At 73.2% G+C, this 14,065-nt stretch carries 14 protein-coding genes; 3 read left to right on the forward strand and 11 right to left on the reverse strand.

Annotated elements, in window-relative coordinates:
- Nucleotides 1-61: 61 nt before the first annotated feature.
- Both ACYVHQ_RS04315 and ACYVHQ_RS04320 read left to right on the forward strand, forming a co-directional pair.
- Entirely contained in the window at nucleotides 62-1,033 is a 972-nt protein-coding gene (locus ACYVHQ_RS04315; RefSeq protein ID WP_460510898.1) for a LysR family transcriptional regulator, read from the forward strand.
- Nucleotides 1,034-1,064: 31 nt separating this feature from the next.
- On the forward strand, nucleotides 1,065-1,721 hold the full coding sequence (locus tag ACYVHQ_RS04320) for a hypothetical protein (RefSeq protein ID WP_460510899.1): 657 nt from the start codon (nucleotides 1,065-1,067) through the stop codon (nucleotides 1,719-1,721).
- A gap of 17 nt (nucleotides 1,722-1,738) precedes the next feature.
- Here ACYVHQ_RS04320 and ACYVHQ_RS04325 read toward each other — a convergent pair whose 3' ends face one another.
- A complete protein-coding gene (locus tag ACYVHQ_RS04325; protein ID WP_460510900.1) occupies nucleotides 1,739-2,566 on the reverse strand; it encodes an isoprenyl transferase in 828 nt (275 codons plus the stop codon).
- Nucleotides 2,563-3,303 carry a DNA repair protein RecO gene (gene recO / locus ACYVHQ_RS04330; RefSeq protein ID WP_460510901.1) on the reverse strand — a complete coding sequence of 247 codons (741 nt, stop codon included), beginning with the start codon at nucleotides 3,301-3,303 and terminating at the stop codon, nucleotides 2,563-2,565. The genes ACYVHQ_RS04325 and recO overlap by 4 nt, the downstream gene beginning before the upstream one ends.
- A 34-nt stretch (nucleotides 3,304-3,337) precedes the next feature.
- Here recO and ACYVHQ_RS04335 point away from each other — a divergent pair, with 34 nt between their 5' ends.
- Nucleotides 3,338-4,000 (forward strand): trimeric intracellular cation channel family protein, encoded by a 663-nt coding sequence (locus tag ACYVHQ_RS04335; RefSeq protein WP_460510902.1) that lies wholly within the window; start codon nucleotides 3,338-3,340, stop codon nucleotides 3,998-4,000.
- A gap of 955 nt (nucleotides 4,001-4,955) precedes the next feature.
- On the opposite strand, the gene leuA is transcribed toward ACYVHQ_RS04335, so the two are convergent.
- From leuA to ACYVHQ_RS04380, 9 genes are all read right to left on the reverse strand, one after another.
- Nucleotides 4,956-6,719: a 2-isopropylmalate synthase gene (gene leuA / locus ACYVHQ_RS04340; RefSeq protein ID WP_460510903.1), complete on the reverse strand. Its 1,764-nt coding sequence runs from the start codon at nucleotides 6,717-6,719 to the stop codon at nucleotides 4,956-4,958.
- 235 nt (nucleotides 6,720-6,954) lie between these two features.
- The gene (locus tag ACYVHQ_RS04345; RefSeq protein ID WP_460510904.1) at nucleotides 6,955-7,668 is read right to left on the reverse strand and encodes a response regulator; all 714 of its coding nucleotides are present in this window, start codon (nucleotides 7,666-7,668) and stop codon (nucleotides 6,955-6,957) included.
- A complete protein-coding gene (locus tag ACYVHQ_RS04350; protein ID WP_460510905.1) occupies nucleotides 7,665-8,996 on the reverse strand; it encodes a sensor histidine kinase in 1,332 nt (443 codons plus the stop codon). Before ACYVHQ_RS04350 ends, ACYVHQ_RS04345 begins: the two co-directional genes overlap by 4 nt.
- Nucleotides 8,997-9,146: 150 nt before the next feature.
- A complete protein-coding gene (gene era / locus ACYVHQ_RS04355) occupies nucleotides 9,147-10,052 on the reverse strand; it encodes a GTPase Era (protein WP_460510907.1) in 906 nt (301 codons plus the stop codon).
- Entirely contained in the window at nucleotides 10,049-11,356 is a 1,308-nt protein-coding gene (locus tag ACYVHQ_RS04360; RefSeq protein ID WP_460510908.1) for a hemolysin family protein, read from the reverse strand. Before ACYVHQ_RS04360 ends, era begins: the two co-directional genes overlap by 4 nt.
- A 4-nt stretch (nucleotides 11,357-11,360) precedes the next feature.
- Nucleotides 11,361-11,819: an rRNA maturation RNase YbeY gene (ybeY, locus tag ACYVHQ_RS04365; protein WP_460510909.1), complete on the reverse strand. Its 459-nt coding sequence runs from the start codon at nucleotides 11,817-11,819 to the stop codon at nucleotides 11,361-11,363.
- A complete protein-coding gene (locus ACYVHQ_RS04370; RefSeq protein ID WP_460511240.1) occupies nucleotides 11,816-12,832 on the reverse strand; it encodes a PhoH family protein in 1,017 nt (338 codons plus the stop codon). The genes ybeY and ACYVHQ_RS04370 overlap by 4 nt, the downstream gene beginning before the upstream one ends.
- A 70-nt stretch (nucleotides 12,833-12,902) precedes the next feature.
- Nucleotides 12,903-13,289: a histidine triad nucleotide-binding protein gene (locus ACYVHQ_RS04375; RefSeq protein WP_460510910.1), complete on the reverse strand. Its 387-nt coding sequence runs from the start codon at nucleotides 13,287-13,289 to the stop codon at nucleotides 12,903-12,905.
- Between the two features lie 44 nt (nucleotides 13,290-13,333).
- Entirely contained in the window at nucleotides 13,334-14,065 is a 732-nt protein-coding gene (locus ACYVHQ_RS04380; RefSeq protein WP_460510911.1) for a 16S rRNA (uracil(1498)-N(3))-methyltransferase, read from the reverse strand.

Raw genomic sequence — 14,065 nt, forward strand, 5'->3', positions numbered from 1 at the left:
TTCCGCCGACCGGCAGCATCACACAACGCCCAGTACGACATGACTCCCATAAGCTGGCGTGATGGACGACGAGCTCGACCTGCAGACCCTCCGCCTCGTGCGCGCCCTCGCCGACACGGGCACCCTCACGGCGGCCGCGACCCGGCTGGGCTACAGCCAGCCCGCCGCGAGCCAGCAGCTCCGTCGTGCCGAGCAGCGCGCCGGCCACCCGCTGGTCGCCCGCACGGGGCGGTCGCTCGTGCTCACCGAGGCGGGCCGACGGCTCGCGGAGCACGCCGTGCACGTGCAGGCCGCCCTCGACGCGGCCCGGCAGGACCTCGACGACCTCGCCGGGCTCACGAGCGGGCGCGTGCGCGTCGCCGGGTTCCCCAGCGCGTCGTCGACGCTCGTGCCCGCCGTCTTCTCGCGGCTCGGCGCCGCCCACCCGGGCCTCCGGCTCGAGTACCTCGAGGCCGAACCCCCCGAGGCCCTCGCGGCCCTGCGCGCGGGCACCGTCGACGTGGCCCTCACGTTCAGCCACGCCGGGGCCTCGTCGCCGCAGGAGAGCGACGACCTCGTCGCCCGCACGCCCTTCGTCGACCGCACGGTGCTCGTGCTCCCCGTCGACCACCCCTTCACCGCAGGCGACGACCTCGGCGGCCTCGTCGACGCGCGTTGGATCGCCGGCTGCCCCCGCTGCCGCGGCCACCTCCTCGACGTCGCCGCCGCCGCGGGCTTCGTGCCCGAGATCGTGCTCGAGACCGACAACGCCCTCGCGGTGCTCGGCATGGTCGCTGCCGGGCTCGGCGTCGCCCTCCTGCCCGGGCTCGCGCTCGTCAGCGCCGCCGTGCCGGACGGCGTCCGCCTCGTCGCGCTGGGCGAGGAGCACGCCCGCCGGGTCCACGTGGTGCACGGCCGCGGCGCCCGTCGGGTGCCGAGCGTGCGGGCGGTCGTGGCGGCGGCGACGGGCCTGGACCCGGCCGACCACGGCCTCCTGCCAGTCACCGCGGGAGCCGGCCTAGCACCGACGGGCGGCATCGGGGGCCCGGGCTAGGCTGGCGGGACCGGACTCGGAAGGCCCCTCAGTGCGCTCACGACTGCTCGCCTCGCTCGCCCTCACGGCGACCACGCTCGTCGCGCTGACCGCGTGCTACCCCGACGTCAGCGAGCTGACGCCGGTGCCGGGCACCGGCCAGGGGTCAGGAGGCGCGGCCACGTCCGCCCCGCAGCCGCAGGTCACGCCCGACCCGGGCACGGGCGCGCCCGCGCCCTCCGACCTCGTCCCCGACGGCGAGCTGCTCAACCAGGTCAACTACCAGGACCTCACGATCTACATCTACCGCGTCGGGCAGATCACGACGACGGAGCCCTCCATCTACGCACGCCCCGACGGCACCGACCCCTACCCCGCTGGCACCACCGTCGAGGCGACAGCGTACGTGCTCGTGAACAACTCCGAGCAGCGCCTCGACCTCACCGACCTGAGCGCCGACTACTCGTCCTACGGCAACGACCTCGCCCAGCAGGACACCTTCGCCGGCCAGGACCTCCTCGCCGAGCAGGGCTACACCACCGAGCTCGCGACGCAGTTCCCCGAGGGGGCGTCGACGTGGGCGCTGCTGCCCGGCGAGTCGGTCGTCTTCGCGAACGCCTGGTTCCACCGGCCGACGGACGGGCCGCTCACGCTGCAGTTCCTCTGGCCGGCCGAGCGGATCTTCCTCGGCGCGAACGTGCAGTTCTAGCGCCCGCGGCCCCTGGCCTACTGGTCGTCCGCGGTGAGGGGGGCGCCAGGGGCGCTCGGGGCGTCGACCGCTCCCCCGAACCTCCTGGTCCGTCGCGCGTAGAGGTCGATCGCCTCCCACAGGTCGGTGCGCGTGAAGTCCGGCCAGAGCTGGTCCAGGAACACCATCTCGGCGTACGCCGACTGCCAGAGCAGGAAGTTGCTCGTGCGCTGCTCGCCCGAGCTGCGCACGAAGAGGTCGACGTCGGGCAGGTCGGCCGTGTAGAGCCGCCGCTGGATCAGCTTCTCGGAGACCCCGGACGGCTTGAGGCGCCCCGCCGCCACGTCGTCGGCGATGCCGCGCACCGCGTCCGCGATCTCCGTGCGGCCGCCGTAGTTCACGCACATCGTCAGCGTGAGCACGTCGTTGCCCGCCGTCAGGCGCTCGGCGAACTGCAGCTCCTTGATCACCGACGACCACAGCCGCGGCTTGCGGCCAGCCCACCGCACGCGCACGCCCCACTCGTTCAACTGGTCGCGCCTCCTGTGCAGGACGTCACGGTTGAAGCCCATGAGGAACGCCACCTCCTCGGGCGAGCGCTTCCAGTTCTCGGTGGAGAACGCGTAGACGCTGAGGTGCTTCACGCCGATCTGGATCGCCCCGGCGACCACGTCGAGCAGGCTCATCTCACCGGCCCTGTGCCCCTCGATGCGCGTGAGGCCGCGGGCGTTCGCCCACCGGCCGTTGCCGTCCATGACGATCGCGACGTGCTCCGGCACCGCCGACCGGGGCATCGGCGGCGGCGTCAGGCCCGTCCAGTCGAGCGGCCGGTACTCGGCGGCGTCGCGGTGGGTCTTCGGCTTCATGGTCCTCCTCGGACGGCACGGTCGACGTGCTGCAGCGAGCGCAGCCCCCGCTCCAGGTGCCACTGGGTGTAGGCGGCGACGACGCCGCTGGCCTTGTCGCGCGTGCCGTCGGCCGCGGCCTCCGCGACGTCCCACTCCCCGGTGAGCAGGGCGCCCAGGAGCTCCAGGGTGCCCGGATCGAGGCGCGGCACCCCGGGCGGCGCGTGCTCGTCGGCGACCACGCCGCCGAGCTGCACCACGAACGCCGAGTGCGGCCCCGGTGCCCCCGAGACCGCGCAGTCGCCGAAGCTCGGCGACCAGCCCGCGACGCTCAGCGCCCGCAAGAGGTACGAGTCGAGCGTGAGCTGCGGGTCGTGCGCGCGCCGCGAGAGGCTCCGGAGGGCACCCACCAGCAACAGGTACTGCTGGAGTCCCGCCTCGGCCTCCGTGAGCTTGTCCGCCGTCTCGACCATGACGCTCGCCGCGGTCCAGGCACCGTAGTCCGAGGCGATCAGCGCACCGTACGACCCGAGCGACTCGGCCTGCGTGACGACGTCGAGGCTCCTGCCCTCGTACAGCTGCACGTCGGCCACCATCATCGGCTCGAGCCGCGCGCCGAACTTCGAGGCGGTGCGGCGCACGCCCTTCGCGACCGCGCGGATCTTGCCGTGCTCCCGGCTGAGCATCGTGAGGATGCGATCGGCCTCGCCCAGCTTGTGGGTGCGCAGGACGACGCATTCATCACGGTAGACGGGCACGGCTCAAGCATCCCACGCGTGGTACAAACGTCGGGTGTCCGCCACAGCCTTCGTGATCCCCCTCTGGGCCGATCTCCTGGCCGTCGGCATCGGCAGCCTGCAGGGGGCCCTCTTCGCCGCCGAGTTCAAGGACCGCCGGCTCGACCTGCTCGGCGTCGCCATCATCGGCACCGCCACGGGGCTCGGCGGGGGCGTCCTCCGCGACCTGCTGCTCGGCGTCGTGCCACGGGCCATGACCAGCAACTGGTACCTGCTCGTGGCCGTGGGCGCCGCCCTGCTCGGGATGCTGCTGCACCGGGCCTTCACCCGCCTGGCGGGACCGATCACGCTCCTCGACGCCCTCACCATCGGACTGTTCGGCGCCATCGGCTCGACCAAGGCGCTCTCGCTCGGCCTGCCGGAGATCCCGGCCGTCTTCGTCGGGGTCGTCAGCGCCGTCGGTGGCTCGGTCGTGCGCGACCTTCTCATGAACCTCACCATCGCGATGATGCACGTCGGTTCGCTCTACGCCGTCGCGGCGGGGGTCGGGACAGCCGTGCTGGTCGTCCTCACCTCGCTAGGGGTCGAGGTCGTGCCCGCCGCCGTCGTGGGCGTGTCGCTCACCGTCGTCATCAGGATGCTCGCCGTGCGCTTCGGCTGGACGCTTCCGGAGCAGCGTGCCCTGAGCCGGCTGCCGCGCTGGCGTCGGCCGCGCTGAGCCAGCCGCGCTGGCGCCGGCGCTGGCGCCAGCCGCGCTGGCGCCAGCGCCGTCCCCGGCCCGACGTCGGCCTTGCCGAGCCGACTTCACTGGCGCCGGGTCGACGCCGGCAACTCCTCATCCACGCACGCGGCGGTGCGCTGGACCGCTCTTCCCGTGGCAGCGAGAGCGTCCGGGCGGAGTTGCCGACAGCCCGCTTGTGCCTGGAGCAGTGGCCTCCTGGAGCCCTGGGGTCCTGGGGTCCTGGGGTCCTGGGGTCCTGGGGTCCTGGGGCGAGGCTCCTGTCCCCTGAGCCTGCACCGGAGCGCTCGCGCGGGTCGGCGACAACGCTCCTGCAACGGGCCGTCCTGTCGGCAACTCCTCACTCACGCCCCCAGGACGAACTCCGGGGGCCACCCTCGTGGCCGACGACGCGCTCAGGAGGAATTGCCGACACGGGCCCGTGCCAGGTGCACTGCAGGTGCAGCGGGGTGGCACCCGGGGCCCGGCCGCCTCCGCCGCCAGGTCGGCAACTCCCCACCCGTGCGACGGGAACGGCCTGGAGGCCCTCCGACCGTGTCCCCCCGCACCGACAGGAGGAGTTGCCGACATGGGAACACCGCACCGACAGGAGGAGTTGCCGACATGGGGACACCGCACCGGCAGGAGGAGTTGCCGACAGCAGGGCAGCGGCGCTGAGCGAAGCGGCCCGGCCCTGCGGGCCCAGGCCTGGCGGGCGGGCGGGCCCAGGCCGGCAAGGCTCAGGCCGACAAGGCCCGACCCGGCAAGGCCCAGGCCGACAGGGGCCGTCCAGTAGGGCACAGGCCGGCAAGGCCAGGCCGGCAGGGCCCAGGCCGCCAGGGGCCGACCCGGCAGGGGCCGACCCGGCCGGGCCCAGGCCGGCAAGGGCCGTCCCAGCAGGGCCCAGCCCTGAAGGGCCCGGCCCAGGGGCCTGACCCTACCCGACCGCCCCGGCTCAGGCCGGGACGGCCTCGCGGGCAGGGGCGGCCGCGCGCCGCACGGCACGGTTCACCGCGGAGACGATGGCCTTCAGCGACGCGGTCGAGATGTCCGCGTCGATGCCGACGCCCCAGAGGCGCGTCCCGTCGACGTCGAGCTCGACGTACGCGGCGGCCTGTGCGTCGCCGCCGGCGCTCAGCGTGTGCTCCACGTAGTCATACAGCGAGACCTGGACGCCGCGCTCGGCGAGGACCGCGAGGAACGCGGCGATCGGCCCGTTGCCGTGGCCCGACGTGCGCTCCACCTGCTCGCCGTCGCGCAGGGTCACGTCGAGGCGGGTCTCCCCGTCGAGGTCACTCGCCGTCGACGTGCGGGTCAGCTCGAAGCGCCCCCACTTGGCGGTGTCGTCCGCGGCGGGCAGGTACTCGTCCTGGAAGACGGTCCAGATGGCCTCGCTCGTGAGCTCGCCGCCCTGTGCGTCGGTGCGGGACTGCACGACGCCGCTGAACTCGACCTGCAGCTTGCGGGGCAGGTCCAGGGCGTGGTCTGCCTTGAGCAGGTAGGCGACGCCGCCCTTGCCGGACTGCGAGTTGACGCGGATCACGGCCTCGTAGCTGCGGCCGAGGTCCTTGGGGTCGACCGGCAGGTACGGCACGGCCCACACCAGGTCGTCGACGCTCCGGCCCGTCGCCTCGGCCTCGGCGGCCATGGCTTCGAAGCCCTTCTTGATGGCGTCCTGGTGCGAGCCGCTGAACGCCGTGTAGACGAGGTCGCCCGACCAGGGGCTGCGCTCGTGCACGGGCAGCTGGTTGCAGTGCTCGGCGGTGCGCTTGATGGCGTCGAGGTCGCTGAAGTCGATCTGCGGGTCGATGCCCTGCGTGAACAGGTTGAGGCCCAGCGCCACCAGGTCGACGTTGCCGGTGCGCTCCCCGTTGCCGAAGAGGCACCCCTCGATGCGGTCGGCGCCGGCGAGGTAGCCCAGTTCGGCGGCGGCGATCCCGGTGCCGCGGTCGTTGTGCGGGTGCAGCGACAGCACGACGCTGTCGCGGCGCACGAGGTGGCGGTGCATCCACTCGATGCTGTCGGCGTAGACGTTGGGCGTCGCCATCTCGACGGTCGCGGGCAGGTTGACGATCACGGGCCGCTCGGGCGTCGCGTCGAAGGCCTCGATGACGGCGTTGCAGATCTCGAGGGCGAAGTCGAGCTCGGTGCCCGTGTAGCTCTCGGGCGAGTACTCGTACAGCACCGTGGTCTCGGGGATCGTCGCCTCGGCGGCGCGGCAGAGGCGGACGCCCTCGAGCGCGATGTCGACGATGCCCTGGCGGTCGGTGCGGAACACGACCTCGCGCTGCAGCACGCTGGTCGAGTTGTACAGGTGCACGATGGCCTGCTTCGCCCCGGCGATGGACTCGTAGGTGCGGGCTATGAGGTGCTCTCGGGCCTGGGTCAGCACCTGGATGGTGACGTCGTCGGGGATCGCACCCTCCTCGATGAGGCTGCGCACGAAGTCGAAGTCGGTCTGCGAGGCGCTCGGGAACCCGACCTCGATCTCCTTGTAGCCCATGCGCACGAGCAGGTCGAACATGAGCCGCTTGCGCTCGGGGCTCATGGGGTCGATGAGCGCCTGGTTGCCGTCGCGCAGGTCGACGGCGCACCAGCGGGGCGCCTCGGTGGTGCGCTTCGCGGGCCAGGTGCGGTCGGGCAGGTCCACGGTGATCTGCTCGTGGAAGGGGCGGTACTTGTGGATCGGCATGCCCGAGGGCTGCTGTGCGTTCTTCACGGGGCGTGTCTCCTGGTCGGGGGTCGATCGGCCGACGACGAACACCGCGACGAGGGAGGCCTGGGTCTAGGACTCGTCGCGGCAGCTAAGGAGGAGCAGGCCGAACAGCACGTGCCGAGGCTAGCACCGCCCCGGCAGGAGGCGCACCCGACCGCAGGAGGCGCACCCGGCCCCGACAGGAGGCCCGCCTCGGTCGTCGGGACCGTCCGCCCCGGGCGGCCCCGCCCCGTTCGCCCTACTGCGCCAGCCCGTGCTCGTACGCGTAGACGACGAGCTGCACGCGGTCGCGGAGCGACAGCTTGGAGAGCACGCGGCTGATGTGGGTCTTCACGGTGGCCTCGCTGAGGAACTCGCGGGCGGCGATCTCGCCGTTGCTGAGCCCTCGTGCGGCGAGGTCGAAGATGTCGCGCTCGCGCGTGGTGAGGGTGCCGAAGGCGGCGGGCACGGCCGCGGCCCGGGCGGCCCGGCCGTCGAAGTGCTCGAACAGCTCGCGGGTGGCGGAGGCGGCGATGACGGCGTTGCCGGCGTGGACGGTCCGGATGGCGGCGAGGAGGAACTCCGGGTCCGCGTCCTTGAGCACGAACCCGCTGGCGCCGCCGCGGATGGCGCGCGTCGCGGCCTCGTCGAGGTCGAAGGTCGTGAGCACGACGATCCGCGGTGGCCGGCGCCGCGCCTGCTCGGCCTCGGCGAGCACGGCCGTGGTGGCGGCGATGCCGTCCATGACGGGCATGCGGATGTCCATGAGCACCACGTCGGGGCGCGTCTCGGCGATCATGCGGACGCCCTCTTCGCCGTTGCTGGCCTCGCCGACGAAGGCGAGGTCGGCCTGGGAGGCGACGAGCATCTTGATGCCGGCGCGGAAGAGCGCCTGGTCGTCGACGAGGGCGACGCGGACGCGGTCACCCCGGGTGTCGGTGCTGGTCGGGTCGGTGCTGGTCAGGTCCGTCATCGGATGCCCACCTCCTGGGTCAGGGCCGTCGTGGGGACGACGGCGTGGACGGCGAACGTGCCGTCGGCGTGCTGCGTGGTGAGCGATCCCCCGGCGAGGACGGCGCGCTCGCGCATGCCGTCGAGGCCGTGACCTCCGCGGCGGTCCTCGGTCGCGCCTCCTGAGACGGTGCGCCCGACCCCGTGGGTCCCCGCGTCGGTGGGGACCGGCTGGGTCGGCGGCCGCACGACGTTGGTGACGAACAGGTGCAGGGTGTCGTAGCGCCATTCGAAGACGAGGTCGACGGGCTGCTCGCGGTCGCCGTGCCGGAGGGCGTTGGTGAGGGACTCCTGCACGATGCGGTAGACGGCCAGCTGACGGTTCGTGCCGAGCTGCTGGGGCTGCCCGAACTCGTGCCGTTCGATGCGCAGGCCGGAGGCGCGCATCTGCTCGACGAGCTTGTCGAGGTCGCCGAGGGCCGGCTGCGGCGCCTCGCCCTGGCTGTGGCGGAGCTGCCCGAGCAGCACGCGGACGTCGCCGAGGGCCTCGCGCGCGGTGCTGCCGATGGTCTGGAGGGCCTCGTCGACGCTGGCAGGGTCGGCTCGTGCCGCGTAGCGGGCGCCGTCGGCCTGTGCGATGACCACGGCGAGCGAGTGCGCGACGACGTCGTGCATGTCGCGGGCGATGCGGTTGCGCTCCTGCTCCACGGCGATGTCGCGTTCGGCCCGGGCCGCCTCGCGCTCGGCACGGGCGGCGTCGCGCTCGGCCCGGGCGGCCTCGGACTCGGCACGGGCCTGCTCCTGCTCTGCCACGCCGAGGGCCTCCCGGCTGAGCCGGGCCGAGGAACGGGTGCGCACGAGGAGGCCGCCCACCCAGGGCAGTCCGAGCAGTCCCAGGAACCCGAGGAAGATGATGCCGAACTGGAGGAGCATCTGGATGAGGTCGCTGATGCCCGAGAGCCCGGAGCCGTTCCAGTAGATCTGCTGCACGACGACGAGGTAGAACGTGCCGACGACGGCGCCGACGCCGACCGAGATGAGGCCCGCCCACTTGGTGCGGTCCGATCCCCTGGCGGCCGTCGCGTAGAGCACGGCGCAGATCGCGAGGTTCGCGAGGCCGGGCGTGAGCCGCGACACCATCTCGCCGACGGCGACGGCCCAGGACAGCGTCAGGGCGAACCCCGGTGCCAGCCTGCGCAGCGCGAGCGCGAGGCAGAGCCCGAGACCGGCGACCACGCCCCGGGGCCCGGCGAGGTCGCCGAGCGCGAGCACGCCGACCACGAACAGCAGCAGGGCGAGCACCGAGTCCACGACGACGACGCGCGTGGGCGTCGGTCGTCGGAGCTGCATGGCTCCACGCTAGGGCTGCGCGGCGTGCGCACCAAGCCGACGGCCGTCGCAGAGACGTGCGACCGAGCAGGATCATCCTGCGGTCGGACCCCGCCATCCGGCGGCGGAGCACGACCCGGCTCGGCTCGGCTCGGCTCGGCCCGGCTCGGCTCAGAACCCGAGGCGGCCCAGGAGCTTCGGATCGCGCTGCCAGTCCTTGGCGACCTTGACGCGGATGGAGAGGTAGACCTGCTGCCCGACGAGGGGCTCGATCTGGGCGCGGGCGCGCTGGCCGACCTCGCGGAGCCGCTCGCCGCCCCGCCCGATGACGATGGCCTTCTGGCTGTCGCGCTCGACGAAGAGGTTGGCGTAGACGTCGAGGATCGCCTGGTCGTCGCGCTGCACCATGTCGTCGATGGTCACCGTGAGCGAGTGGGGCAGCTCGTCGCGCGCCCCCTCGAGCGCGGCCTCGCGGATGTACTCGGCGATGCGGTCCTGGGCGTCCTCCTCGGTCACGGCGTCGGAGGGGTACATCGGCGGCGACGGGGGCATGAGCGCGATGAGCTCGTCGACGAGGATCTCGAGCTGCACGCCCTCGACGGCCGAGAGCGGCACGATGGTCCCCCACTCGCGCAGCTCGCTCACGGCGAGCAGCTGGGCGGCGACCTGTGGACGCGACGTGGTGTCGGTCTTCGTGACGACGGCGACCTTCTTGGCGCGCGGGTACTGGTCGAGCTGCTCGTTGATGAACCGGTCGCCGGGGCCGAGCTTCTCGTCGGCGGGCACGCAGAACACGATGACGTCGACGTCGCCGAGCGTGGTCTGCACGACGTCGTTGAGCCGCTCGCCGAGCAGGGTCCTGGGTCGGTGCATGCCGGGGGTGTCGACGAGCACGAGCTGACCGCCCGGGCGGTGCAGGATGCCGCGGATGGCCCGCCGGGTCGTCTGCGGCTTGGACGAGGTGATGGCGACCTTCTCGCCCACGAGCGCGTTGGTGAGCGTCGACTTGCCGACGTTGGGCCGGCCCACGAAGGTGGCGAACCCTGCGCGGTGCGGGGCGGGCTGCTGGTCGGTCATCGGGTGTCCTCGCTGTCGTCGGTGCCGAACGCGACCTGCGCGTCGGCGAGTGCCCGGTCTCGCTCCACGAGCACGGTCTGCAGGTCTCGGCGGCGGCCGACGGTGCGGTCGGCGGTGAGCACGAGGCCCGAGACCGAGACGCTCGCGCCGGCCTCGGGGAGCCGCCCGAGCGCCTTGGTGATGAGCCCCCCGACGGTGTCCACGTCGTCGTCGTCGAGCTCGAGGCCGAAGAGGTCGCCGAGCTCGTCGACGGGGAGCCGCACGCTGACCCGGTGGACGCCCTCGGCGATCTCGCGGTGCGGCGCGACGGCCCGGTCGTACTCGTCGCTGATGTCGCCGACGAGCTCCTCGATGAGGTCCTCGAGGGTGACGAGGCCGGCGATGCCGCCGTACTCGTCGACGACGAGCGCGAGGTGGTTCTTCTCGAGCTGCATCTGGCGCAACGTCTCGTCGGCCTTCTTCGACTCGGGGACGAACAGCGGTGGGCGCGAGACGTCGGTGACGGCGGCATCGCCGCCCTCGACGCGCTCGTGGACCCGACGGGCGAGGTCGCGCAGGTGCACCACGCCCACGACGTCGTCGCTGTCACGACCGACGACGGGGACGCGCGAGACGCCGCGGGCCAGCAGGAGGCTCATGGCCGTGCCGATCGACGCGGTCGCCTCGATCGCGACCATGTCGGTGCGCGGGACCATGACCTCACGGACGACGGTGTCGTTGAACTCGAAGATGGAGTGGATGAGCTCGCGGTCGTCCTCCTCGAGGACGTCGAGCTCGGTGGCCTCGTCGACCATGCTGAGCAGCTGCTCCTCGGACGAGAACGACGCCGTCCGGGGCCGACCGGGCGTGACCCGGTCGCCGAGGGCCACGAGCGCCGACGCGACGGGGCCCAGGACGAGCCGGAGGCCACGGACGAGGCCGGAGGTGCCGCGGACGAGACCCCGCGGGTGCGCCCGCCCGACGCTGCGCGGGCTGCTGCCCACGAGGACGAACGAGACGATCGTCATGATGAGGGCGCTCAGCAGGAGGGCCAGCCACAGCCGGTCGACCGTCGTCGCGAACGCGAGGGTGACGAGCACCGCTGCGGAGGACTCGGCGAGGACCCGCATGAAGTTGACGGCGTTGGCGTGCGCGCCCACGTCGGAGGAGATCGCGAGCAGGGACCCGCGCGAGCGGGGGTGGGCCTCGGCCTCCTCGGCCAGGTCGCCGCGGCTGAGCACGCCCAGGGCGGAGTCGACCGCCGCGAGGAGGCCGCCGAGGACGACGAGCACCACCGCGACGACGACGAGGACCGTCACCAGCACGGCGTCACCGGGGATCGGAGCTGGCGAAGGCGGCGAGGATCTCGCGCTGCAGGCCGAACATCTCGCGCTCCTCGTCGGGCTCGGCGTGGTCGAAGCCCAGCAGGTGCAGGACCCCGTGGCACGTGAGCAGGAGCATCTCGTCGAGGGGCGTGTGCCCCGCCGTCTCGGCCTGGGTGGTGGCCACCTGCGGGCAGACGACGATGTCGCCGAGCAGCCCGGGGGGCGTCGGGTCGTCCTCGCTGCCGGGGCGCAGCTCGTCCATCGGGAAGCTCAGCACGTCGGTGGGCCCTGGCTCGTCCATCCACTGGACGTGCAGCTGCTCCATCGCGCCCTCGTCGACGAGCACGATGGCCAGCTCGGCGTCGGGGTGCACGTGCATGCGCTCGAGCGCGAACGCGGCGAGGCGCTGGATCGCCAGCTCGTCGGTCTCGACGCCGGACTCGTTGTTCAGCTCGATGGTCATCGGGCTCCTCCCTTCGGCAGGCGGTCGCGGGGCGGGGCGGCACGGTGCGGCCGATCACCCGGTGCCTGCCCGGCCTCGCCGGAACGGCGGAACGACTCGGCCTGCCGCTCGGCGTCGTACTTGGTGTAGGCGTCGACGATCTGCCCCACGAGCGTGTGGCGGACGACGTCGTCGCTGCTGAGCCGGGCGAAGTGGATGTCGTCGATGTCGTCGAGCACGCGGGTGACCAGCTGCAGGCCGCTGGCCCCGGTGGGCAGGTCGACCTGCGTGACGTCTCCCGTGACGACCATGCGCGAGCCGTGGCCGAGGCGCGTGAGGAACATCTTCATCTGCTCGGGCGTCGTGTTCTGGGCCTCGTCGAGGACGACGAAGGCGTTGTTCAGGGTGCGGCCGCGCATGTAGGCGAGGGGCGCCACCTCGACCGTGCCGGCCGCGAGCAGCTTGGGCACGATCTCGGGGTCCATCATCTCGTTGAGGGCGTCGTAGAGCGGCCGGAGGTACGGGTCGATCTTGTCCGTCAGCGAACCGGGCAGGAACCCCAGGCGCTCGCCCGCCTCGACCGCCGGACGCGTGAGGATGATCCGCTCGACCTCGCGCCGCTGGAGGGCCTGGACGGCCTTCGCCATGGCGAGGTAGGTCTTGCCTGTGCCCGCCGGCCCGATGCCGAAGACGATGGTGTGGTCGTCGATCGCGTCGACGTACTGGCGCTGGCCGACGGTCTTGGCCCGGATCGCCTTGCCGCGACTGGTGAGGATCGGTTGGCCGAAGAGGTCGGCGGGGTGGCCCTGGCCGGCGTCGAGGATGCGTGCCGAGGTGTCGACCTCGGCCGGGCCCAGGTCGTGCCCGCCGCGCACCATGGCGACGAGCTCGGCGACGAGCTCGTCGGCGCGGCGCACGTCGGCCTCGGGGCCCTCGAGCGTGACCTCGTTGCCGCGCACGAGCACGCGGACCGAGGGGCACTGGCGTTCGACGGCGCGGAGGAGCCGGTCCTGCGGGCCGAGCAGCTGAACCATGGCGACGCCGTCGACCGTGGTCGTGGCGGTGGCCGTGGGGGCGTCGCCCTGGGGCGTCGCGGTGGTGTCGTCAGTGGGCAAGGGTGCCTTCCTCCAGGGGTCCGCCGAGGACGTGGGCGTGCACGTGGAACACGGTCTGTCCGGCCGACGGGCCGGTGTTGAACACGAGGCGGAACTCCCCGCCGGCGTGCTCGCCGAACGCGTCGGCGGAGCGCGAGAGCGCCCCTGCTGCCGCGACCATCTCGGCGAGGAGGGCCGGATCGCCCGCCGCGAGCTCGACGACGTCGCGGTAGCGCTCGGTCTTGGGGACGACCAGCAGGTGCACGGGCGCCTGCGGGCTGATGTCGCGGAACGCGACGAGGGTCTCGGTCTCGTGCACGATGTCGGCGGGGATCTCGCGCGCGACGATGCGGCTGAAGACGCTGGGCTCGGGCGCCCCGGTGCTCTGCTCGGACATGCCGTCCATGCTACCGGCGGGGTCCGACGCCGGACGGGCACCGGTCACCAGCGGCCGAGCCCCACGGCGAGCACGGCCAGCGCGGCGGGACCCGCGGTGGAGGTGCGGAGCACGCTGTCGCCCAGGCGCACCGGCACGGCGCCCGCCTCGCGGAGCGCGTCGAGCTCGTGCGGCGCGATGCCCCCTTCGGGCCCCACGACGACCACGACGTCGCCCGTGGCGCCGAGCTCGACGCTCGACAGGGCGCGCTCGGCCGTGGGCTCGAGGACGAGCACGAGCGAGCCGGAGGCGCGCGCGGCCAGGTCGCGGACGCCCGCCACGGACGACACGGTCGGCACGTGCGCCCGCACGGCCTGCTTGGTGGCCTCGCGCACGATCGTGCGCCACCGGGCCAGGCCCTTCTCGACCTTCGGGCCCTGCCAGCGCGAGACGCTGCGGGCGGCCGCCCAGGGCACGACCTCGTCGACGCCCAGCTCGGTGGCCGCCTGCACGGCGAGCTCGTCACGGTCTCCCTTGGCGAGCGCCTGCACGAGGACCAACCTGCGCGCGGGCACGGGCTCGGTGCGGACGCGGTCGACGCGCAGGACGAGCCGGTCCGGGGCCGCCTCGACGACCTCGCCGTCGACGACGAGGCCTCGCCCGTCGCCGACCCGCAGGGCCTCGCCGAGGCGGACGCGGCTGACGGTGACGGCGTGACGGGCCTCCTGCCCGGTCACGACGACGGTCGCACCGGGCTCGGTCGCGGCGAGGTCGTCGACGAGGTACGCGTGCGCCAC

This window comes from Frigoribacterium salinisoli (assembly GCF_054781095.1).